Raw genomic sequence first — 22,405 nt, forward strand, 5'->3', positions numbered from 1 at the left:
TCCTTCTTCAGGCTTACAATATTTTTTTTGAAAAATCAATAGTGATTTTGTTTTTTTTTACCAAAAATTGTTCACATATTTGTTCTCCCGTTTACAAAGCTATTAACTCATTCATCTTTGTAAGACAACTACTATAAAAGCTAAAGATAATTATAAAAAAAAGCAAATATATGGATAAAACTGCGCAATCAGTATGGAAAAATTGTCTGTTGTTTATAAAAGATAACATCCAGGAACAAGCCTTTAAAACATGGTTTGAACCTATACAGGCAGTTGACCTAAATGATAACGCATTGTCTATCCAAGTACCTAGTAAATTTTTCTATGAATGGTTAGAAGAACACTATGTAAAACTTCTTAAAGTTGCCCTTACCAAAGAACTTGGACAAAGTGCAAAATTATTATACAAAATTAAAATGGAAAATACTTATGGCAATAAGCTTCCATTTACAGAACAAATTCCAAGTAACAATAGACAACCAGTAAAAACACAGGAAGTAGATGTACCAATAGTTCAGAAAAATCCTGAATTAAAAAATCCATTTATTATTCCTGGCATCAGGAATATCAATATAGATTCACAATTAAACGCTAATTATAGTTTTGACAATTTCTTAGAAGGAGATTCAAATAGATTAGCTAGAAGTGCTGGTATGGCAGTTGCTAATAAACCCGGTGGAACCTCATTTAATCCTTTGCTAATTTTTGGAGGAGTAGGATTAGGTAAAACCCACTTAGCTCATGCTATTGGTGTGGAAATAAAAGATAAATTCCCTGAAAAAACAGTTTTATATATTTCTGCAGAAATTTTCACACAACAATATATTGATTCGGTTAAGAAAAACACAAGAAATGATTTTATCCATTTTTATCAATTAATTGACGTTCTTATTATAGATGATGTTCAATTTTTATCAGGAAAATCTGGAACTCAAGATGTATTCTTTCACATATTCAACCATCTACATCAAAACGGAAAGCAAGTTATTTTAACTTCCGACAAAGCTCCTGTGGACATGCAGGATATTGAACAAAGATTACTTTCTAGATTCAAATGGGGATTATCAGCCGAATTACATCAACCTGATTATGAAACACGTATCTCCATATTAAAAAACATTTTGTATAGAGACGGTGTAGAAATGCCTGATGAAATTATCGAATATGTAGCCAAAAACATTAAAAGCAACGTAAGAGAACTTGAAGGCGCTATAATTTCATTAATCGCTCAATCTTCGTTTAATAAAAGAGAAGTGACTATTGAATTAGCTAAACAAATTGTTGAAAAATTTGTTAAGAATGTAAAAAGAGAGATTTCTATTGATTATATTCAAAAAATTGTATCTGATTATTTCCAATTAGATATAGAAACCTTACAATCAAAAACAAGAAAAAGACATGTGGTTCAAGCGAGACAACTGGCTATGTTTTTTGCAAAAAAATACACAAAATCTTCTTTAGCAAATATTGGTACTCAAATAGGAGATAGAGATCATGCCACCGTTTTACATGCATGTAAAACCGTAGACAATTTAGTAACTACTGACAAACAATTTAGAAAGTTTGTTGATGATATTAATAAAAAACTTTCTCTATAAAAAATGGCTATAAAAATCTTAATGGTTTGCCTTGGAAACATCTGTCGTTCACCATTGGCTGAAGGCATTTTAAAAAGTAAATTACCGAAAGATCAATTTATAGTAGACTCCGCTGGAACAGGAGATTGGCATGTAGGACAATTACCTGACAAACGCTCGATAGCAATTGCAAAAAAATATGGAATCGACATTACCGACCAAAGAGCGCAACATTTTACAGTAAAACATTTTGAAAAATTTGATTATATTTATGCAATGGATTTGTCAAATTACAAAAACATTCTTCAATTAGCTCCTAATTCTGAGGGTAAAGCCAAAGTAAAATTGATATTAAATGAGCTTTTTCCTAATGAAAACGTTGAAGTACCCGATCCTTATTATGGAGGAGAAGAAGGTTTTGAAAATGTATACCAAATGTTAGACAAAGCATGCGAGATCATTGCAAAAAAAATAAAATAAACAATGAACACCTCTTTTGGAAAACTTTATTTAATTCCTTGTACTTTATCTAATCCTGGTGAGACCAGCGTTATTCCTGAAGATGTACTACCTCAAACAATTAAAAGGGCTATCGATTTTATTGATGATTTTATCGTTGAAAATGAAAAAACAGCCCGCCGTTTTATAAAAAGCATACATCCAGATAAGAAACAATCTGATTTAAAACTGTCTTTATTAAATAAGCACACAGAAAACTCTGAACATTTTAATATGATCAAACCTCTATTAGAGGGTAAAAATATGGGAATATTAAGCGAATCAGGTTGCCCAGGTATCGCAGATCCTGGGGCTATAATTGTTAAAATAGCGCATCAAAAAGGAATCCAAGTAGTACCACTTGTAGGACCAAGTTCCATTCTACTCGCTTTAATGGCAAGTGGCATGAACGGTCAAAGTTTTGCATTTAATGGTTATTTACCCATTGACAATAATGAAAAGAGAAACGAATTAAAATATTATGAGCGTTTATCTCTTGAAAGAAATCAATCTCAATTGTTCATTGAAACACCTTATAGAAATAATAAATTAGTAGAGGATTTAATTCAAATTTTGCATCCAACCACCTATTTATGTATTGCCAGCGATATTACACTACCAACAGAATTTATAAAAACAAAGACTATTGCAGAATGGAAAAAAAACAAGGTCGACTTACATAAGCGACCTTGCATTTTCATTATACATAAAATGTAATTTTAACTAACTTTGGCTTTGGCATTTTTATTTGGGGCAATGTGAGAAATATCATAACCTCCAAATTTCTTTATATAACTTTTTAAAGAAGTACCATAACCATCTTTAAACCCTCTTTTTCCATTACTTCTCAAGTATTTTTTAACAGAACCTACTCCTCCTAAATGAGCTGCTGCTATTAAACCTGACTCGGTAATTTTAACACCATTAATAACTCTTCCGTTATATTTTTCAATTTCCTTTCTTAGTTCCCATTTATTTTTTGCAATTAACGCCCTAAAAGCCTTATCCTGCCATTCTGGATTTCTTAGAAATTCTTGAAAATCATGAATACCTACTGAACGTAATGTACTTCTTCCGAATTGGTATTTACCCATGTAACCAAAGGTATTTACCTTATTTAAAACCCCTCTAGATTCTTTAAAAGCAACTGCTTGTTTAAATCCAGCGAAAGTTTTTCCCACATATGGAACTGCAACAAGACCAGATTCCATATCGATTTCTGTTTCGATTTCATTTTCATCCTCACTTGGAACATAATAAGAAATTTTCTCATTTTCTCCTAAATGAAACCCTTCTACTTTTTCAATTTCAAAGGAATTAAATCCTGATGAAACTAATGCAACTAGGATGGTTAATCCAAAAAAATACGAACCTTTTTTTACCATAAATTTAAATTTCTCAGGCCCTGTCACAACGCTGAAATTTCCGGGGGCAAAGATACAATATTTTTTAGAATATTGATTATGAGCTTGTTAAAGTTTTCTAAAAATAGACTAAGTGTGCTTTAAATCCGTTAAAACCAACTATTTGGAGCGTTGGGGCTGGGATTTTTACTGTATTAAAAACGGAAAAAAAAGTTTTTAAAAAAGAAGATTTTGTTTCAATTTTCGTCAAATCTACATCTAAACTCAAAAATAATTGACGAGAAATATTTTGTGAAAAATCATTTTTTTTTGCTTCTCGATTAGAACTGTAAATCATTCCTTCTCCTCCATAACCCAAAGCAAAATTCAACCATTTAGGAATACATTTTGCTTTTGTAAAAGAGTTAATATTAAATGACAACCAATAGGTTTGTCCGTTATAATCTTTTAAAATTTCTTCATGTAATCCATCTCCAAGGGTTTTGGGGCGTAAATTGGCATAACTTGTTTGGTGAAAAGAAAATTTAGGAATAATTCTTTGTTCTTTCCAAAGTAACTGTTGAGAAACATATAAGGTAGTTCCTGAGAAATTAGCAATCATATCTCCAGATGAGGCTCCCCACTCTTGTGAAAAACCATCAAACACTTCCACTACTGTTAAAAAACCTAAACCCAATGTGGCTCCATAGAGCAACTGTTCTTTTTCTGAAGCACCACTCCAATTAAGAGCTTCTGCTCCTATTCTACCCAAATGATACGAGGAATATAAATGTCCTGCTTTATCCATTTGCAACCACTCCTCATTATCATTAATAAAATGAAGATTACTTTTAGCATAGTCTTTATACCAAAGTTGATTTAAGCCAATTAGTGTTCCTCCTAAAATTATGGCTTCAGTAATAAAAACATTTGTCTTTCTGTTTTTATTTAAGGTATCAGATGGTTTTAAAAATGAATTAAATGAAGATTGTGAATAGGACGAAACTTGCCCAAATAGAAAAAAAGTAAAAACAATAGCCCTGATTGTAGTAAAAATCCTTTTCTTGTTTTGCAAAAAACAAGAAAAGATTGTAACGAAAAGCAGGAAAAGGGATAACCAATATGTTAGGTAAATTCGCTCCAAAAACTATCTATTTATACCTAATTTATTTACCCATTCTGCGTAAGCTTTAGCATTTACTTGATGTTGTTCATAATTTGCTGCAAAAAGATGGTATCCAGGTTTAGAAGGACTTGCGCAAAAATAATAATAATCGTGTTTTTCTGCATTTAAAACCGCATCTATAGCAGAGATGTCTGGCATTGTTATAGGTGCTGGTGGCAATCCTGTGTTGATATATGTATTATAAGGAGAATTTATTTTTAAATCATCATACAATACTCTTTTTATTACCTGATTAAAATCTCCTGACTGTTTTTTTATAGCATAGATAACTGTTGGATCAGCTTGCAAAGGCATACCTGTTGCCAATCTATTTAAGTAAACTCCAGCAACTCTAGGTCTCTCATCTATTTTAACCGTTTCTTTTTGTACAATAGAGGCTAAAATAGAAACTTCCACTTGAGTTAAATTTTTAGCTGCAGCTTTCATTTTTCGTTCATGATTCCAAAAACGACGATATGATTTTGCCATTTTTTCAGCAATTTGATTGGCTGAAGTGTCCCAATAAAACTCATAAGTATCAGGTAAAAATAGCGCTAAAACAGCTTCTTCAGTAATTTCATTCTCTTTTAAAAATTGTGGATTTGTAAATGTAGTAACAAAAGTTAGACTATCTGGTTCGGTTTGAGAAGCTAAACGTCCTGCTAGGTTACCTATACTTTCTTGATTATTAAAGGCAACTCGCACGGGAACATTTCTACGAAGAGAACGAACAATATCAAAATTATTCATCCCTTTTTTTAGTAAAAATCGGCCCGCTTTAACATTTTGATTATATTTTCTACTACTTGCCATAAAATCAAAATTATCCAAATCTATGAGATAAGGTTTTAGAATTTCTTTTACTTCAGAATAGCTACTATTTGTAGGAATAAATACAAACAATTCATTTTCATTAAACTTTGTATTTGAAACAAATGCTTTTTTATACACTATAAAACCTAAAATTCCAGCCGCTACTAAACCCGCAACAGCGATATATGCAATTATTTTCTTTAGACTCAATTTTATTTATTTTTAGAATTAATTAGTTGTAATAAATGCTCATCTTTATATACATGATTGACTTTGTTCCAATCTTTTTTTATACCAATTTCTTGAAAGCCAAATTTAGAAAAAAGTTGGAAACTATGTGCGTTATCTGCGCTTATATTTGCAAATAATTGATGCAATTGCAATTGTGTAAAAGCATACTCAATTAATAATCGCAAGGCTTCTGTTCCAAGTCCTTGACTTCTGTTCTCATTCTTATGAATTAAAATTCCTATACCAGCTCGATTATTCTTAGGGTCAAAATCAAACAAATCAATCAAGCCAATTATTTTACTTGTTTCTGTAAGACAAATAGCTAATCTTAACTGTTTTGCTTCATATATATCTTGATGAGCATTTTCTAAATACTGACGAATTAAAAAACGGCTATAAGGAGTAATTGTATTACTAATTTCCCAAATTTTTTCATCGTTTTCAATAGAATACACAAACTCTAAATCTTCAGGTTCTAAAGCTCTTAAATAAATCTGTTGCCCTTTTAGTGTAATCAATTGTTTAATTTTTATTTTTTTATACTTCAATTATACCTTCAAAAACAAACTTAGCTGGACCAATTAAAAAAACGTGCGTATAATTTCCGTTATTTTCCTCAAAATTTACCTCTAAATTACCCCCTTCTACTTGCAGTTTAACCTCATTTGAAGAAGTCAATTGATTATGAAACATAGCAATTGCAACTGCAGTAACTCCGGTTCCACAAGATAAGGTTTCATCTTCAACTCCTCTTTCATAAGTACGTACTGCAAATTTGTCACTGTCAAGTTGCTCAACAAAGTTGATATTACTTCCTGCTTTACCATATAAATCGGAATACCGAATTTGACTACCTATTGTTTTTACATCAAATTGTGCTAAACCTGTAACCATTTCAACATGATGAGGAGAACCTGTATTTAGAAATAAATGATTAGGAAACACATGAACACCCGAAACATCTTTCATTTGCAATGAAACAATGTTTTGTTCAGAAATGGTAGCATAATGATATCCATCAACCGCTTCAAATTCAGCTTTTTCATCGACAACTCCTATCTTTTTTGCAAAGGCAACTAAACATCTTCCGCCATTCCCACACATGCTACTCTCATTTCCATCTGAATTATAATACACCATTTTAAAATCATATTTTTCATGATTTTCAAGTAATATTAATCCGTCTGCACCTATTCCAAATTTTCTGTCACATAAAAAAGCTACTAATTTGGTATCATTTTTGGGAAAACAATTATCACGATTGTCAATCATAACAAAATCGTTACCTGTACCTTGATATTTATAAAATTGAAGTTTCATTAATTTTATTTTATATAGCACAAAGATAAAAACAAAGTGATTAGGAATACAATTTATTAACAAAACATAAAAGAACAAATATTAGCTAATACAAAAAATATTAAAAAGATGTTAAACATTGTTAAGCGAGCGTTAAACTGATTTTTTGTTAAAATTTTGTGTTTAATTTTACAATGAAATCAAATTATTACATTATCAATAATTCATATTTCGTATTGTTTTTAAAAAATTTGAATGACAACCCCATTTATAACTATAAAAAATTAAATTTATATGAAAAGATTAGGAAGTATTTTTTTAGTAGCATTATTCAGCGGAGCTATTACTTTAGGTGCTTACAAATTATTTTTAGAGCCTAAAGACACCTCATTAGTAACAGTAGCCCCAAATTACACTCGAAATGTATCTTTAGGTGCCGAAAACACTAATTTTACTACAGCTGCTGAAACTGCGATTCATAGTGTAGTGCATGTTAAAAACATGACTATGCAACGTGTTTATAGTAATCCTATGGAATACATATTTGGTTACGGCAGAGGTGGCACACAACAACAAATGCAAATTGGAACTGGATCAGGTGTAATTATTTCTGAAGATGGCTATATTGTAACCAACAATCATGTTATTGATAATGCTAGTGAATTAGAAGTTACCTTAAATGACAATAGAAGTTATAAGGCAAAATTAATTGGTACAGACTCAAAAATGGATATTGCTCTAATTAAAATAGACGCTGATGAAAAATTACCTTATATTGTGTTTGGAGATTCAGAAAATACTAAAGTTGGAGAATGGGTATTAGCTGTTGGTAATCCATATAATTTGACTTCTACAGTTACCGCTGGTATTATTTCGGCAAAAGCCAGAGATTTAAGTAATGAAGGATTACAATCATTCATTCAAACAGATGCCGCAGTTAATCCTGGCAACAGTGGTGGAGCATTAGTAAATACAAGAGGAGAATTAATAGGAATTAATACCATGATTTCTTCGCCTACAGGAAGTTATGCCGGATATTCATTTGCTGTACCTTCAAATATTACAAGAAAGATTGTAGAAGATTTAATGCAGTATGGAAATGTTCAAAGAGGTGTATTAGGTATTGAAGGAAGAGAATTAAATAATACTTCTTCAAAAGAAATAGGTATTAATCAAAGCCAAGGATTTTATGTAGGCGGTGTGACTAAAAAATCTGGAGCAGAAAAAGCTGGCATTAAAGAAGGTGATATAATTATTCAATTAGATACTAAAAAAATTAACAAGTTTACTGATTTAACAAATTATATAAATTCTAAGCGACCAAATGAAATCGTTAATGTGACCGTTTTGAGAGATGGAGAAGAAAAAATAATTCCAGTTAAATTGACTAAGAAAGAATTATTAACTTACGAAGTAAACGGTATTGAATTTGAAGACCTTTCGAATAATGACAAAAAAGCAAACAATATAGACTATGGAATAAAAATAAAGTCGGTTACTAATCAAGAGCTTTCAGAATACACAAATGCTTTAGAAGGAAGTATCGTATTAAGTGTAGATGGTAGAAAAGCAGAAGATGTCGAGAAAGTTACCACTTATCTAAAAAGCAAAAGAAATCCGAGATCACAATATAAACTGATTACTAAAGACGGACAATTAATTCAAGCTATATTTTAAAAAATAAGTTTATAAAATTTAACTTAAACAGCACTTAAAAGTGCTGTTTTTTTATTTAATTAAATTCATAATAAGTACCAATTTCAAAACCTAAAGCATTATATCCAAAATTTGGTTTCTGAATATTAGCATTAGACACATGCCTAAATAAGCATTTTAAATCTAATGAAATCTTTCCCAATTTATAATTTGTCCCAACAGCTAAAATATCACTAAAAGCAAAACCTTTATGCAATCTTTCTGTTTCTGTATCTATATACATTGGTCCTACATTGGCTAATCCATAAACAGAAATTTTGGGGTTGAAATAATAGCGATATATAATACCTAGATTTAAAACATATTCATTTATTTGTTTTAATTTCATATATTTTAATCTCAGTTCTGTAGCATTTTCACTACTTGTAAAATATTCATGCCAATAATTTAAAGCTTCATGTTTAGAGCGATAATAACTTGGTTCAACAATCAATTCCCAAGTATGCTTATTATTTTTTAACAAATTAAAATGACTTGAAATTTTATAAATTGTGTTTTCATAAAAGTAATCACTGTCTTGTTTTACAAACGAATCTTGTGAAGAATATCCATATATAAGACCGAAGCGCAACCATTTTTTTTCTTTTACTTGTTCTTGGGAAAAACACATTAAAGACAAGAATAAAAAAATAGCAGTAAAATTGAATTTCATTTTGTATTAGATTATTTGCCAAAAATACTTTAATTTATGAAGTCACAAAAAATATTTTTATAAGCTTTTTTTATTTAAAAATATTTTACGAAAACGATTGAAATGAGTACTTTTGCAAAAAATTAAACAACACCAATTTATTTTTTATTTCATGAACAACAACACTTTATACGAAAAAGAGCTTACTTTTCAAGCAGACAGAAGAAAAGCATGTGTAGAATTTATCAAAATTATAAGTGATTTATGGTATGATAAATCCATTGAATTAATTCTTTTTAGAAATCAATTGATAGACAGAAGTGTTAGCGATATTATCAACCTTCATGAATATGCTGGACAATTTGTTGGGAAACCTATTAACGTTTTTGATTCAGTTGAAATTGCAAGTGCAATACAAAGTTTAGATTTACCTCCGTCTCGAATAGACATTGGCAAACTGACCTATGAATATCATTTAGAAGATGACAAATACAATGATTCTAAAGCATTTGTAATAGATAAATTAAAAAATGCTAGAGAATATAAAGAAATCAAGCCAAAGGATGTAGTATTGTATGGTTTTGGAAGAATTGGTCGTCTTTTAGCTCGTGAAATGATGAGCAAAATAGGCAAAGGACAACAATTGCGTTTAAGAGCAATTGTAACCAGAGATAAATCAGACGCTGTACTATTAGAAAAAAGAGCTTCTTTATTACGATATGATTCAGTACATGGGGATTTTGAGGGATCTGTTCAAGCAGACATTGAAAATAATGCTTTAATTATTAATGGTACTACTGTACATATAATTACCGCTTCAAGTCCGGAAGAAATTGACTACACTACTTATGGAATAGAAGAGGCATTAGTAATCGATAATACAGGAGCATTTACAACCGAAGAAGCGTTAAAAAGACACCTAACTTCTAAAGGAGTTGACAAGGTTTTATTGACTGCACCAGGAAAAGGAGTCCCTAATATTGTATATGGTGTAAATCACGAAGATTTCAATCCAGATGAAGTAACTATTTATTCCGCAGCTTCTTGTACTACAAATGCTATTACACCAATATTAAAAGTGGTTGAAGACACATTAGGCGTAGTAAAAGGTCATATTGAAACCATTCATGCCTACACTAATGATCAAAATCTAGTAGACAATATGCATAAAAAATATAGAAGAGGTCGTTCAGCTGCATTAAATATGGTTATTACAGAAACTGGTGCAGGAAGTGCTGTAGCAAAAGCTTTACCTAGTTTAGCTGGAAAATTAACCTCAAATGCTATTCGTGTACCTGTTCCAAATGGATCTTTAGTAGTTTTGAACTTAGAAGTAAATAAAGAAACTACTGTTTCCGATTTAAATAGTATTATGAAAAAATACGCCCTTGAAGGTAACCTTGTAGAACAAATTAAATATTCATTAAATAATGAATTGGTATCATCAGATATCGTAGGCACTTCTGCTCCGTCTATTTATGACAGTAATGCTACTATAGTATCTGAAGATGGTAAAAATATTGTTATGTATGTTTGGTATGATAATGAATATGGATATAGCCATCAAGTAATTCGATTAGCTAAATATATTGCTAAAGTAAGACGCTATACATACTATTAATGGTTTATTATATAATTCATCAAAAAGAGCTGCAAATGATATTGCAGCTCTTTTTATTTTAATCCGTTTGAATCAGCTTTATAACAAAACTACCTTGTTAATAATTTCTTTTCCCATTTCTTCATTAATCATTTTAACAATTTTTTCTCGTCCATAAGAAAGTTCTTCCCTTAAAACAGCAGAAGTCAATCGTACATATAACGTTTTATTTTTCAATTCAATTGCTTCAGTATAATTAGCCACACCATTACCCATAATTTGTATCCAAGTTTCTTTGATTTTAACTTTATCTATTCCTGTTTCTAATTTATTTTGGATTACAAAACTTTGCAAAACCTCTTTAATAGAAACTTCTTCACTAAATCTCTTTGCCATCTTCACCTAATTTTATGTCTGTTCTTTTTTTATAATGATATTCTAAACCTTGTTCATTCTTCAGAACCAATTCAGAATCATTTAATGTCTCAATTACTTCTTTCCATTCTGAAAATTGAGTATGATTTAATAAAAAATATTTTTTATCTTTTTGTTCCATTCTAAATTCCTGAATTATATTATTTAGAACAAAATTTCCATTATAGAATAACAATACTTTTCTACGTGTACCTTTATTTTTGTTTATATTTATTTGTTCTACCGACTCATTAATCTTATATTCTTTAACACTATTATCAGTTAGAACAACTTTTTGAATTTCCCAAATTCCATTTAAAAATTTTAAATCTATGTTATCTTTTTTTTCAGAGCAAGATAATAGAATCAAAAAAAACAAACTAAAAAATATTTTTCTCATCGATTAAATTTTAAATAAAATTACGCATTTCAAATAGAAAAATTAAACTATTTTCCCATTTTATTATCTAAACAAGAAATTATCTTTTATGAAACGAATTACTATATTCTCAATATTATTTTTTATTCTATTAAGTTGTAGCAACTCCGAAGATTTAATTCCTTTTTCTACGGAAGAAAATATGTATTTCCCACCAAATGACATTAATACTTGGGCAACCAAAACACCTGCAAGTTTATCATGGAAAGAAAACAACATTCCTGATTTATTAAACTACTTAGAAACTAAAAACAGCAAAAGTTTTATAGTACTTCATAATGGCAAAATTGTCATGGAAAATTATTTCAATGGCCACATGAGTACATCCGCTTGGTATTGGGCAAGTGCAGGAAAAACATTAACTTCTACTCTAACTGGAATTGCAGAACAAGAAGGCTTACTTTCTATTACAGACAAGGTTTCAGACTATTTAGGCATTGGATGGACTAGTGCTCCTTTTGATAAAGAAAATTTGATTACATGCAAAAATCTCTTAAACATGACTTCTGGTTTAAATGACGCCTTAGGTGATGATGTATCACCAGCAAATCTTCAATATATTTCTGATGCAGGAACCAGATGGGCATACCATAATGTATATGTTAAATTACAAGACGTAGTTGCAACCTCTTCGGGTCAAACATGGGAAAACTATTTTAATATAAAATTAAAAAATCCTATAGGGATGACGGGAACATGGATTACTAATAACAACTCGAATGTCTATTGGAGTACGACAAGAAGTATGGCTCGTTTCGGATTGTTAGCTTTAAATAATGGAAATTGGAATGGAACACAAATTATAAACAGTTCATTTTTCTCTCAAGCAACAACTACTTCTCAAAATATAAACGAAGCCTATGGGTATCTATGGTGGTTAAATGGAAAATCGACTTATCATTTACCTCAAACACAAATTCAATTCTCTGGTAAGTTAGTTCCTAATGCGCCTAACGATATGTATATGGCATTAGGGAAAGATGACCAAAAAATTTATGTTATCCCAAGTCGTAAATTAGTTATTATAAGAATGGGAGATGCTGCAGATAGTTCTAATTATGCACTTTCCGATTTTGACAATTTGCTTTGGGAAAAAATCAGCGCTGTAATTAACTGAATAAAATAAAGGAGTTTTATAAAAAACTCCTTTATTTTATCTATTTTTCCTTGAAAACTAATACAACAATAGAAAAATAAAACAAGATAAAACTTAACAATCTTGTCATAACAAATAATCCATTATGAGATTCCTCAAAAGGATAAACAACAACAGCTAAGATAACCGAACTAATAAAATACCATATAAAAGATATATTTATTAAAAAATTAAAAATACGGCTTAACATATGCTATTTAAAGAAAGAATCTACAAACTCAAACTTATTAAACACTTGCAAATCGTCAATTCCTTCGCCTACACCTATATATTTTACTGGAATTTTAAATTGATCTGAAATACCGATAACCACTCCTCCTTTTGCAGTTCCGTCTAGTTTAGTAACTGCCAAACTAGTTACTTCGGTAGCAGCAGTAAATTGTTTGGCTTGTTCAAAAGCATTTTGCCCCGTTGAACCATCTAAAACCAACATAACATCATGAGGAGCATCTCCTACTACTTTTTGCATTACACGTTTAACTTTACCTAATTCGTTCATCAAGTTAACTTTATTATGCAAGCGACCGGCAGTATCAATAATAACGATATCTGCGTTTTGAGCCACTGCAGATTGTAATGTATCAAAAGCTACGGATGCAGGATCACTTCCCATTTGTTGACGTACAATAGGAATATTCACTCGATCAGCCCATATCTGTAACTGATCAATTGCTGCCGCTCTAAAGGTATCTGCAGCACCAAGTACAACATTATAGCCTGATTTTTTAAATTGATTTGCTAATTTCCCAATTGTTGTGGTTTTACCCACACCATTTACACCTACAACCATAATTACATATGGTTTCTTTTCATTAGGAATGATAAAATCTGTTTCATTACCCGTATTATTTTCTGCTAATAGACCTGCAATTTCTTCTCTTAAAATAGCATTTAATTCATCTGTCCCTAAATATTTATCCTTAGCAACTCTATCTTCTATTCGCTTAATAATCTTAAGTGTTGTATTTACTCCCACATCTGAAGAAACTAATATTTCTTCAAGATTATCTAAAACTTCGTCATCGACGTTAGATTTTCCTGCAACAGCTTTAGTTAATTTTGAAAAAAAAGTTGTTTTTGACTTTTCTAAACCTTTATCTAAAGTTTCCTTTTTTTCAGAAGAAAAAATTCTTTTAAAAAAACTCATATTTTTAAAGTTAGTATTTATTAGCAAATGTAAAAATAAAAAAGCTACTTTCAAATGAAAGTAGCTTTTCTATATAATTGTAAAAGAATTATTTCTTTTTTAAGTATTCATCAACTAGTTCAGGAGCCATAACTGCTTCAACGAATGTGTAAGCACCTGTTTTTGGAGATTTAACCATTTTAATTGCTTTAGTTAATCTCTTTGAAGAAGTTTGTAAAGTTGCTACGGTTTTCTTTGCCATGACTTATATTATTTTATTTCTTTATGAACTGTAACTCTCTTTAAGATTGGATTAAATTTTTTAATTTCTAATCTATCTGGAGTATTTTTTTTGTTTTTAGTAGTAATGTAACGAGAAGTTCCAGCTACACCAGAAGCTTTATGCTCTGTACACTCTAAAATAACCTGAATTCTATTGCCTTTCTTTGCCATCTTTATATATTATTAAGGTTTTAGGAATTATTTAATCATTCCGTCTGCTTTTGCTTTTTTAAGAACAGCAGCAATACCGTTTTTATTAATTGTCTTTAATGCAGATGCAGAAACCTTTAAGGTTACCCATCTATCTTCTTCAGCAATATAAAAACGCTTTTTAAATAAATTTACAGAGAATTTTCTCTTAGTTTTATTCATAGCGTGAGAAACATTGTTTCCTACCATTGCTCTTTTACCTGTAAGTTCACAAACTCTTGACATTATTTATACTCTTTATTTCGTTATTCAAAATCAGGGTGCAAAGAAACAAAATTGAATCCAATTACACAACTATCTTGTATTAATTTTTTAAAATTTCTTTATAAAGCATTTCAAAGGCTTTGCTAACGGCTCTTTCTACAACCTTTATTCTTGGTTGTCCAAAATTAAATTCCTCACAATAAACGGTTTCTGGAGTAGCTAAAGCAATAAAAACAGTTCCAACCTCTGCTTCAGAATCACCTTTTGTCGGCCCAGCGTTTCCTGTAGTCGCAATTGCATAATCTGTTTTAAAAAGTTGTTGAACTTGAAGTGCCATACTTTTAGCTACTTCTTTACTTACCACAGAAAACTCATCTATAACTTCTTTTTTTACTCCTAAAACATTTATCTTAGAATCAGTTGCATAACTTACTATACTCCCTTTGAAATAATTTGATGCTCCTGATATAGAAGTTACATTTTCAGCAATTTTACCTCCTGTACAACTTTCAGCTAAAGCTAAAGTTTGTTTTCTCTCTCTTAAAAGAGAACCTACAACCGCTTCGATAACTTCTTCTTCATCTATCCCTGTAATAATTTCTCCTATTAATTGATATAATTCTTTTATTTGAACCTCTAGACTGGATTTTAATAAATCTTCATTTTCACCTCTAGCTGTCAATCTTAATCTAACTCTTCCAGGCGCTGGTAAATAAGCTAATTTTATATTAGAAGGCAAATTATCTTCCCATGATTCTATTTGCTCTGCAATTAGACTTTCTCCTCTTCCATAAGTCATAATGGTTTTATGAATTATATAAGGTCTTTTAAATTTAGAAATCAATCGAGGAATCACTTCTTCTTCAATTAAATATTTCATCTCATAAGGCACTCCAGGTAAGGAAATAAAAACAGTTTTTTCTTTTTCCATCCACATACCTGGGGCAGTACCCACTTTGTTAAAAAGAATTTCAGCCTTAGAAGGAACCAAAGCTTGTTCTTTATTTATTTGCGTTATAGGTCTTTTATAAAAACCTTCTATTAAATCTCTAACATGTTCTAAAACAAAACTATTTTCAATTAATTTATCATCAAAATAATCACAGAATGTTTTTTTAGTTATATCATCTTTTGTAGGACCAAGCCCTCCAGTTACAATAACTACATCTACCTTATTTTGAAATCCTAACAAAGTGTTTAAAATATGCTCTTTATCATCTGAAATAGAAAGCATTTCGAAAGTTGCTATTCCAATTTTATCTAAAGCTTTTGCAATGAATGATGAATTTGTATCAACAATTTGACCAATAAGTATTTCATCACCAATGGTAACAATTGCAGCCTTCATAAATTATTTGTAATTATAATTTAAAGTCTTTTTTTAATTCCTTAATAGCTAAATCTACTCTTTCTTTAAGAGATTTATACACTTCTTTAATATCTTTCTTCTTCCCTTCTGATTTAGCCCAAGTCATAATTTGTATATTTTCGTCATAAGCTAAATCCATCCCTAGTAAGTCAAGAGAAGGCTTAATTTTATGAGCAGCAGCATAAGTTCTAGAATAATCTTTTTCTTCTATACCAATTTTGATTGATTTAATTTCAGCGGGTACTTCCTGCAAAAAAAGATTTACAATTTGAAGTGCAAACTCTACATCGTTCTCGGAAATCTCATACACTTTAGATAAATTGTATTGTAATGCCATAATTTTTATTTAACTTGAATCTTGAATGTTTGTTTGTTTTCTATATAACCCTCTAAAACATCTCCTGCTTTCACAGCCGCAACTCCTTTAGGTGTTCCTGTAAAAATAACATCGCCTTTTTTTAGAGTAAAAAATTGTGAAACATAAGCTATTATTTCATCAATTTTCCAGAGCATTAATGAAGTGTTGCCAATTTGTACTGCTTCTCCATTACTTCTTAACTCAAAGTTAATATTTTCCAACGAGGAAAACGATTTTTTCGGTAAAAAGCTACCAATAATCGCTGAATGGTCAAAGGCTTTGGCTTTTTCCCATGGTAGCCCTTTTGCTTTTAACTCATTTTGAATATCTCTTGCAGTAAAATCTATTCCAAGACCTATTTCTTCGTAATAATTTGCAGCAAATTTTGGACTTATATATTTTCCAACTTTGCAAATTTTAACTAAGATTTCTACTTCATGATGTACATCTTGACTAAACTCTGGTATATAAAAGGGCGTCTTTTTGGGTAAGACCGCTGTTTCAGGTTTTAAAAAAATAACTGGTTCTGATGGCTTTTCATTATTTAATTCGGAAATATGATCAACATAATTTCGACCAATACAAATTATCTTCATATTTATAATAGTAGTTATTACAAGTTGGTATATTAAACATTTAAAAAAATGCTTTTATAATGCCAATTTTAGTTTGAAATCTATTTAGTATTTAATTTTCTTAACTTAATTCCTGTTAAGACTTTTTTAGTATATAACGGAAAGTCTGCATTTTGCAACCAACTAAAATAGCCTGGTTCTTTTTCAAGTACTTCTTCGACTAAAGCTCCTTTGTGTTTTCCAAAAGAAAATATTTCTTTATCCTCATTATTTAAAATAATAAATCCTGCAAAATCAACAGTCTTTTTTCTTGTTGTGTATTCAGACAGAGATTTTATATCGTTTTCCAAATCGTCATATCTATCTAGTTGTGCTTTTAATATCTCATAAGTTGCCATTGTATCAGCAGCTGCACTATGCGCATTTTCCAACTTTTCATTGCAATAGAACTTATAAGCTGCACTTAATGTTCGTTCTTCTTTTTTATGAAAAATGGTTTGTATATCTACAGAAACTCGATTCTTCATATCAAAATCCACTCCAGCTCGCAACATTTCTTCAGCTAGTAAAGGAATATCAAAACGATCAGAATTAAAGCCTGCTAAATCTGCATCTTTTATCATATTATAAACATGCGGAGCTAATTCTTTAAAAGTAGGTTCGTTTGCTACTTTTGCATCATCAATACCATGAACAGCAGTAGTATGAGCGGGTATTGGAATAGTAGGATTAACTAACCATGTTTTACTTTCTTTATTTCCATTAGGATACACTTTAAATACAGAAATTTCTACAATTCTATCTTTCCCTACATCAATACCCGTAGTTTCAAGATCAAAAAAACATATAGGTCTATTTAGTTTTAATTCCATTTTTAAATTTGTTTGTTATAAAATAAACTATTACTATTTCTGCAATTAACAAATTAATCACCCATCCCAACCAAGAGACAATTCGATAAGTATCCATAGGTAAAGGATGCCACAAAAATACAATAATGTATTTAAAGAGACGTAAGGAAATAGCCGACAAAGTTAATGCAAAACTTCTAATTGCAAATTGCTGATGCTTTTTAAAATTTAATTCTTTCGCATAATAAAGAGAAAGAAAGGTAAAAATAAGCCATAAAATTGACAAGATGGTAAAACTGATTTTTGAAACTAACCCTCCATTAGCATGAATACCCATTATTAAAGAGGCAGGACCAGAAAACAATAAAATAATTATTAAATATAGTTTACCGATTACTTTATGAGTTTTAGGAAATTTTATTCTTATTTTTTTTGAAAATTGTAAAATACCAAATAACAACAAAAATATGCTAGTATAAACATGTGTAAAAAAAGCAATTGTATAATAAGGTAGTTTTACTTCCTCTTGTTTTAATTTTAGAAAGGTAACTTCAAAGTTTAGGGGTAAATATTGAAGTGTGATCAACAATAGTAAATAAGAAAAATAAATATAAATAATTATAAAAAAGAGCTTAACTTTCTTCATTACAACAATTATCTTCCAAATCGATCATAATATTCTTCAGCATTTTCTTCATACAATAGCAATAAATCGATATTTTTCAATTCTATTTCAGTAAAATCTTTGGACACATCATTAAAAACAGGCATATACCATTCATGCATTTCGAAATAGGATCGCAATTGTCTATTTTTAAAAGAATACCCGTGTCTTGCATATATTGAGTTTCTAAGAATAAAAATATCCGATTTTTTTAAATTCTCAACAAATTCTTTAGTAAGAATATCTACAGAAGGATTCTTTTCAAAAACTTTATTTGTAGATGTTAAATATTCATCTTCAAACCAAGTTTCTTCTTGATCATCGATAGTTTCTTTATGTTCAACTTTCTTACTTTTATCCCAATCAGTATAAACATCTTCCAGTTCATTCTCTGGATTATATACAAAAAGTCTCTTCTTTAATTCTAATTTTCTTCTATCAATTTTTAAAACCTCATTTGCTTTCCATGTACCAATCATCAAACTATCATTACTCTTAATTGAAACAAGAAACTTTCCATCATATTGGTCATCACCAGGCTCTTGTAATTCCAAATTAAATTGATTCGATTGAAATGTAATTTTACCATTAAAAGGCCTTATATTTCCACTCACAATGGAATGCCCTTTCACAATTGAATCTTCAATTTCGTCGATAGATAAAGTTATTTTTTTATGCAAATTATAATAAACATTTTCATCTTCAGCAACTAAAGTATCTATTTCATAATCTGACAAATCCGCTTTAAATTCTCCTACCCAATAACCTAACAAATCTTCTTTAGACAACATCATTAAATTATTGGTAACTATAGGCTCATGAAAATCGATTAACTTTTCATCATTGATTGCCAATTTTTTTGTTGTTTTTTCATTTCTAACCACTTCTTTACAACTAAAGAATGTTAGTACATAAAGTAAAAAAATAAAGTTTTTCATGCTAATAATATTAAAAAGGCAGGTTTTAAACCTGCCTAAATATAAATAAAATTTCGGATTAAATATCTCTATTAATATCCCAAGCTTCTAAATATTCTGCAACACGCTTAACAAAACTTCCACCTAATGCACCATCAACTACTCTATGGTCATAAGAGTGTGACAAAAACATTTTTTGACGAATTCCAATAAAATCTCCCTCTGGAGTTTCAATTACCGCAGGAACTTTTCGAATAGCTCCTAATGCTAATATTCCTACTTGAGGCTGATTGATAATTGGTGTTCCAAAAACCGATCCAAAAGTTCCCACATTGGTTACAGTATAAGTACCTCCTTGTGTATCGTCTGGTTTTAATTTACCAATTCTCGCTCTATTGGCTAAATCATTTACCGTTTTAGCCATCCCAACTAAATTTAATTGGTCCGCATTCTTGATAACTGGTACAATTAAATTTCCATTAGGTAACGCAGCGGCCATCCCTAAATTAATATTTTTCTTCTTGATAATATATTCTCCATCCACAGAAATATTCATTCCTGGAAAATCTTTTAAAGCTTTAGCTACCACTTCCATAAAAATAGGTGTAAAAGTTAATTTTTCACCTTCTCTTTTTTCAAAAGCTCCTTTCACTTTATCTCTCCATTTAACAATATTAGTAACATCTACTTCTATAAAAGATTGAACGTGTGCTGAAGTTTGCACAGATTCAACCATATATTTAGAAATAAGTTTACGCATTCTATCCATTTCTACAATCTCGTCAGCACCATTCACAGAAGTAGGTACAACTGTTGAAACTGCTTGTTGTTTTTCAGGCACCGATGCTGTCTTAGTCTCAGAAATTGTTACTGGTGAAATTGTTTCTTTTTTAGGTATAGAAAATTTAGTGTTTCTCTCTTTGATATAATTTAAAATATCTTCTTTATTCACACGACCACCTTTTCCTGAACCTTCCATTACTTCTAGCTCTTCTAAGGTAACTCCTTCTTCTTTTGCAATATTTCTTACTAAAGGAGAATAAAATTTATTCGAATCTGAAAAATCAATCGAAGTTGTCGTTTCTTGTGCTGATTCAATGGATTGATTTATTGTTTCCACAGCATTTTCTTCAACTGTAGTTTCTGCAACATTTTCTTTAGATACTTCTATTGAACCACCTTCCGTTTCTATGATAGCAATAGTTTGGCCTACTTGTACTACATCGTCTACATTAAAAAGAATTTCAACAAGAGTACCAGCAACTTCTGAAGGTACCTCACTATCAACTTTATCTGTTGCTATTTCAAGAACAGCTTCATCCATTTCAATTCTATCTCCAACTTTCTTTAACCAGTTGGTCACAGTTGCTTCAGCAACACTTTCACCCATTTTAGGTAATTTCAATTCAAACTTTGCCATATTTATAAACTAAAGTTGTTTTTCTTTATTTGTTTTGCAAAAATAATAAAATAAACCTGTTTTTATAATGAATCTACTATTATTTTAAAGCAATATTACTTTCCCTCTATCGTTAGAGCTATTACTTCCAATTAAATACTTTGATTGAGGTATATAGTTTTTATAAGTAATATTTTTACACTTATTTAACTGCATAAAATTAATAATTTCTCCATAACTGAAATCATCTGTGTTAAATATAATTTCGATATTTTTTTGTGAAGTGTTTTTAAAGAATTCAAAGGAAGCAAGATAGCTGATTGGCTGACTTACATTTAAATTAATGACAGTTTTACTAAACACTATAAAGCTATCAATTATTCTTTCCTTACTTTTTTGTTGCTTCATTTTAAAAACAGTAAAAATCACACTCCCTAACCGCATCATTACATCAAAAAGAAATGATTTTTTAAAATGTTTTTTATAAAAAAACTGCATAGCCTCACTAAATCTTTTAAAATAGTTACTATCTCTAACGGTACTTTCTCCTTTGTAGTGAATCACTACTGTATATGGAAAATATAAATTTTGAAACCCTTTTTTAAGCACCATATAGCTCAAATCAATATCATCAGAATACATAAAACAGTTTTCATCAAAACCACCTACATTTAGATATAATGCTTTTTTCATAAACATAAATGCACCAACTAATATATCAACTTCACCTGATTCATCTTCTTTAAGATGTTGTGCATAATATTTATTAAACCAATGCCATTTAGGAAAAAAATGATATAAACCAAAGATTTTGGTAAAAGAAACCCAAGGAGTAGGTGTTCCTCTTTTGCTCTCAGGCAAGAAATATCCAGTTCCGTCGACTAATTTACAACCTACAATACCTGTTTTTTCGTTCCATTTTTTATCAAATAATTTTAAAAAAGTATCCTCACTCACAACAGTATCAGGATTTAAAATGCATATATATTCTCCTTTTGCATTAGCGACGCCTATATTGTTTCCTTTAGGAAATCCTAAATTCTCTTTATTTTCAATGAGAACTATTTCAGGAAAAAGCGATTTAACCATTTCACAACTTCCATCTGTAGAATTGTTATCTACAACAATAATTTCTCCTGAATAAACGGGATTTAAATTTGCTAGCGCTTTTTGAACACTATAAATACATTGCTCTAAGAAGTAGCGCACATTATAGTTTAAAATAATAACAGAGAGTTGCACAGAATTATGAACAATTAATTTATATTAGCTTTTTTATTTTTCAAAAGTAATGAAACATTTTTCAAAAATTATTCTTTTATTATTTTGTGTGAGTGCTTTTTGTCAAGAAATTGATCCCAAAAACTTCAAAAAGCTAGGAAAAGATAGTTTAGAAGTTATTTACAAAAAACATTTCCACAAGTTAGCTGACAGCAATAAGTCCAGATTATTAAATAATTTATGTGCTACAAATATTTATGTAGATGTGATTAAAGCAAACAATTACAACATACAAAGTAGAGAAATTTCAAAAAAATTTAAAGATAAAGATTCCTACTATTTAACAT

27 protein-coding genes are annotated in these 22,405 nt (G+C 29.9%); 7 read left to right on the forward strand and 20 right to left on the reverse strand.

Going from position 1 to position 22,405, the window contains the following annotated elements:
- The first annotated feature begins 170 nt into the window (after window positions 1–170).
- Genes dnaA through HALO113_RS04130 form a run of 3 tightly spaced genes read left to right on the forward strand, consistent with a single transcriptional unit; the run spans window position 171 to window position 2,792 of the window.
- On the forward strand, window positions 171–1,598 hold the full coding sequence (dnaA, locus tag HALO113_RS04120) for a chromosomal replication initiator protein DnaA (protein ID WP_159777820.1): 1,428 nt from the start codon (window positions 171–173) through the stop codon (window positions 1,596–1,598).
- Window positions 1,599–1,601: 3 nt separating this feature from the next.
- Window positions 1,602–2,057, forward strand: coding sequence for a low molecular weight protein-tyrosine-phosphatase (locus tag HALO113_RS04125; protein ID WP_159777821.1), 456 nt, complete (start codon window positions 1,602–1,604; stop codon window positions 2,055–2,057).
- Window positions 2,058–2,060: 3 nt separating this feature from the next.
- Entirely contained in the window at window positions 2,061–2,792 is a 732-nt protein-coding gene (locus tag HALO113_RS04130) for an SAM-dependent methyltransferase (protein ID WP_159777822.1), read from the forward strand.
- Window positions 2,793–2,794: 2 nt separating this feature from the next.
- Here the strand turns inward: HALO113_RS04130 and HALO113_RS04135 are convergent, their stop codons facing one another.
- The 5 genes from HALO113_RS04135 to dapF form a co-directional block, all read right to left on the reverse strand.
- Window positions 2,795–3,460, reverse strand: a complete 666-nt coding sequence (locus tag HALO113_RS04135; RefSeq protein WP_159777823.1) for a peptidoglycan-binding protein LysM — start codon at window positions 3,458–3,460, stop codon at window positions 2,795–2,797.
- Window positions 3,461–3,557: 97 nt separating this feature from the next.
- The gene (locus tag HALO113_RS04140; RefSeq protein ID WP_370519315.1) at window positions 3,558–4,493 is read right to left on the reverse strand and encodes a DUF2279 domain-containing protein; all 936 of its coding nucleotides are present in this window, start codon (window positions 4,491–4,493) and stop codon (window positions 3,558–3,560) included.
- 72 nt (window positions 4,494–4,565) lie between these two features.
- Complete coding sequence (gene mltG / locus HALO113_RS04145) at window positions 4,566–5,606, reverse strand: endolytic transglycosylase MltG (protein WP_159777824.1); 1,041 nt, start codon at window positions 5,604–5,606, stop codon at window positions 4,566–4,568.
- A 2-nt stretch (window positions 5,607–5,608) separates the two neighbouring features.
- On the reverse strand, window positions 5,609–6,145 hold the full coding sequence (locus tag HALO113_RS04150) for a GNAT family N-acetyltransferase (protein WP_159777825.1): 537 nt from the start codon (window positions 6,143–6,145) through the stop codon (window positions 5,609–5,611).
- 19 nt (window positions 6,146–6,164) lie between these two features.
- Window positions 6,165–6,947: a diaminopimelate epimerase gene (dapF, locus tag HALO113_RS04155; RefSeq protein WP_159777826.1), complete on the reverse strand. Its 783-nt coding sequence runs from the start codon at window positions 6,945–6,947 to the stop codon at window positions 6,165–6,167.
- Window positions 6,948–7,220: 273 nt separating this feature from the next.
- On the opposite strand from dapF, the gene HALO113_RS04160 reads away from it, so the two are divergent.
- Window positions 7,221–8,603 carry a Do family serine endopeptidase gene (locus tag HALO113_RS04160; RefSeq protein ID WP_159777827.1) on the forward strand — a complete coding sequence of 461 codons (1,383 nt, stop codon included), beginning with the start codon at window positions 7,221–7,223 and terminating at the stop codon, window positions 8,601–8,603.
- Window positions 8,604–8,658: 55 nt separating this feature from the next.
- On the opposite strand, the gene HALO113_RS04165 is transcribed toward HALO113_RS04160, so the two are convergent.
- On the reverse strand, window positions 8,659–9,294 hold the full coding sequence (locus HALO113_RS04165; RefSeq protein WP_159777828.1) for an acyloxyacyl hydrolase: 636 nt from the start codon (window positions 9,292–9,294) through the stop codon (window positions 8,659–8,661).
- Window positions 9,295–9,445: 151 nt separating this feature from the next.
- On the opposite strand from HALO113_RS04165, the gene HALO113_RS04170 reads away from it, so the two are divergent.
- Window positions 9,446–10,894 carry a glyceraldehyde-3-phosphate dehydrogenase gene (locus tag HALO113_RS04170; protein WP_159777829.1) on the forward strand — a complete coding sequence of 483 codons (1,449 nt, stop codon included), beginning with the start codon at window positions 9,446–9,448 and terminating at the stop codon, window positions 10,892–10,894.
- A gap of 78 nt (window positions 10,895–10,972) precedes the next feature.
- Here HALO113_RS04170 and HALO113_RS04175 read toward each other — a convergent pair whose 3' ends face one another.
- Window positions 10,973–11,269 carry a DUF721 domain-containing protein gene (locus HALO113_RS04175; RefSeq protein WP_159777830.1) on the reverse strand — a complete coding sequence of 99 codons (297 nt, stop codon included), beginning with the start codon at window positions 11,267–11,269 and terminating at the stop codon, window positions 10,973–10,975.
- Window positions 11,253–11,687: a hypothetical protein gene (locus tag HALO113_RS04180; RefSeq protein WP_159777831.1), complete on the reverse strand. Its 435-nt coding sequence runs from the start codon at window positions 11,685–11,687 to the stop codon at window positions 11,253–11,255. The genes HALO113_RS04175 and HALO113_RS04180 overlap by 17 nt, the downstream gene beginning before the upstream one ends.
- An 88-nt stretch (window positions 11,688–11,775) precedes the next feature.
- On the opposite strand from HALO113_RS04180, the gene HALO113_RS04185 reads away from it, so the two are divergent.
- Window positions 11,776–12,843 (forward strand): serine hydrolase, encoded by a 1,068-nt coding sequence (locus HALO113_RS04185; protein WP_159777832.1) that lies wholly within the window; start codon window positions 11,776–11,778, stop codon window positions 12,841–12,843.
- Between the two features lie 232 nt (window positions 12,844–13,075).
- Here HALO113_RS04185 and ftsY read toward each other — a convergent pair whose 3' ends face one another.
- From ftsY to HALO113_RS04245, 12 genes are all read right to left on the reverse strand, one after another.
- Window positions 13,076–14,029 carry a signal recognition particle-docking protein FtsY gene (gene ftsY / locus HALO113_RS04190; protein WP_159777833.1) on the reverse strand — a complete coding sequence of 318 codons (954 nt, stop codon included), beginning with the start codon at window positions 14,027–14,029 and terminating at the stop codon, window positions 13,076–13,078.
- Window positions 14,030–14,117: 88 nt separating this feature from the next.
- Entirely contained in the window at window positions 14,118–14,270 is a 153-nt protein-coding gene (locus HALO113_RS04195) for a DUF4295 domain-containing protein (protein WP_159777834.1), read from the reverse strand.
- An 8-nt stretch (window positions 14,271–14,278) separates the two neighbouring features.
- A complete protein-coding gene (rpmG, locus tag HALO113_RS04200; protein WP_035640032.1) occupies window positions 14,279–14,461 on the reverse strand; it encodes a 50S ribosomal protein L33 in 183 nt (60 codons plus the stop codon).
- Window positions 14,462–14,488: 27 nt separating this feature from the next.
- Window positions 14,489–14,725, reverse strand: a complete 237-nt coding sequence (gene rpmB, locus HALO113_RS04205; RefSeq protein ID WP_130735572.1) for a 50S ribosomal protein L28 — start codon at window positions 14,723–14,725, stop codon at window positions 14,489–14,491.
- Window positions 14,726–14,804: 79 nt separating this feature from the next.
- Window positions 14,805–16,052: a CinA family nicotinamide mononucleotide deamidase-related protein gene (locus tag HALO113_RS04210; protein WP_159777835.1), complete on the reverse strand. Its 1,248-nt coding sequence runs from the start codon at window positions 16,050–16,052 to the stop codon at window positions 14,805–14,807.
- A 13-nt stretch (window positions 16,053–16,065) separates the two neighbouring features.
- Complete coding sequence (locus HALO113_RS04215) at window positions 16,066–16,410, reverse strand: Hpt domain-containing protein (RefSeq protein ID WP_159777836.1); 345 nt, start codon at window positions 16,408–16,410, stop codon at window positions 16,066–16,068.
- A gap of 5 nt (window positions 16,411–16,415) precedes the next feature.
- Complete coding sequence (locus HALO113_RS04220; protein ID WP_159777837.1) at window positions 16,416–17,027, reverse strand: fumarylacetoacetate hydrolase family protein; 612 nt, start codon at window positions 17,025–17,027, stop codon at window positions 16,416–16,418.
- An 80-nt stretch (window positions 17,028–17,107) separates the two neighbouring features.
- The gene (locus HALO113_RS04225; RefSeq protein ID WP_159777838.1) at window positions 17,108–17,878 is read right to left on the reverse strand and encodes a 3'-5' exonuclease; all 771 of its coding nucleotides are present in this window, start codon (window positions 17,876–17,878) and stop codon (window positions 17,108–17,110) included.
- On the reverse strand, window positions 17,859–18,503 hold the full coding sequence (locus HALO113_RS04230) for a DUF2306 domain-containing protein (RefSeq protein WP_159777839.1): 645 nt from the start codon (window positions 18,501–18,503) through the stop codon (window positions 17,859–17,861). Before HALO113_RS04230 ends, HALO113_RS04225 begins: the two co-directional genes overlap by 20 nt.
- An 8-nt stretch (window positions 18,504–18,511) precedes the next feature.
- The gene (locus HALO113_RS04235) at window positions 18,512–19,459 is read right to left on the reverse strand and encodes a YARHG domain-containing protein (RefSeq protein WP_159777840.1); all 948 of its coding nucleotides are present in this window, start codon (window positions 19,457–19,459) and stop codon (window positions 18,512–18,514) included.
- A 58-nt stretch (window positions 19,460–19,517) separates the two neighbouring features.
- Window positions 19,518–20,858, reverse strand: coding sequence for a dihydrolipoamide acetyltransferase family protein (locus tag HALO113_RS04240; RefSeq protein ID WP_159777841.1), 1,341 nt, complete (start codon window positions 20,856–20,858; stop codon window positions 19,518–19,520).
- Window positions 20,859–20,942: 84 nt separating this feature from the next.
- Window positions 20,943–22,079 carry a glycosyltransferase family 2 protein gene (locus tag HALO113_RS04245; protein ID WP_159777842.1) on the reverse strand — a complete coding sequence of 379 codons (1,137 nt, stop codon included), beginning with the start codon at window positions 22,077–22,079 and terminating at the stop codon, window positions 20,943–20,945.
- 49 nt (window positions 22,080–22,128) lie between these two features.
- Between HALO113_RS04245 and HALO113_RS04250 the strand changes: the two genes are divergently transcribed.
- A partial coding sequence (locus HALO113_RS04250; RefSeq protein WP_159777843.1) for a hypothetical protein occupies window positions 22,129–22,405 on the forward strand: 277 nt, incomplete at its 3' end.

This window comes from Flavobacterium sp. 9AF (assembly GCF_902506265.1).
GTDB lineage: Bacteria > Bacteroidota > Bacteroidia > Flavobacteriales > Flavobacteriaceae > Flavobacterium.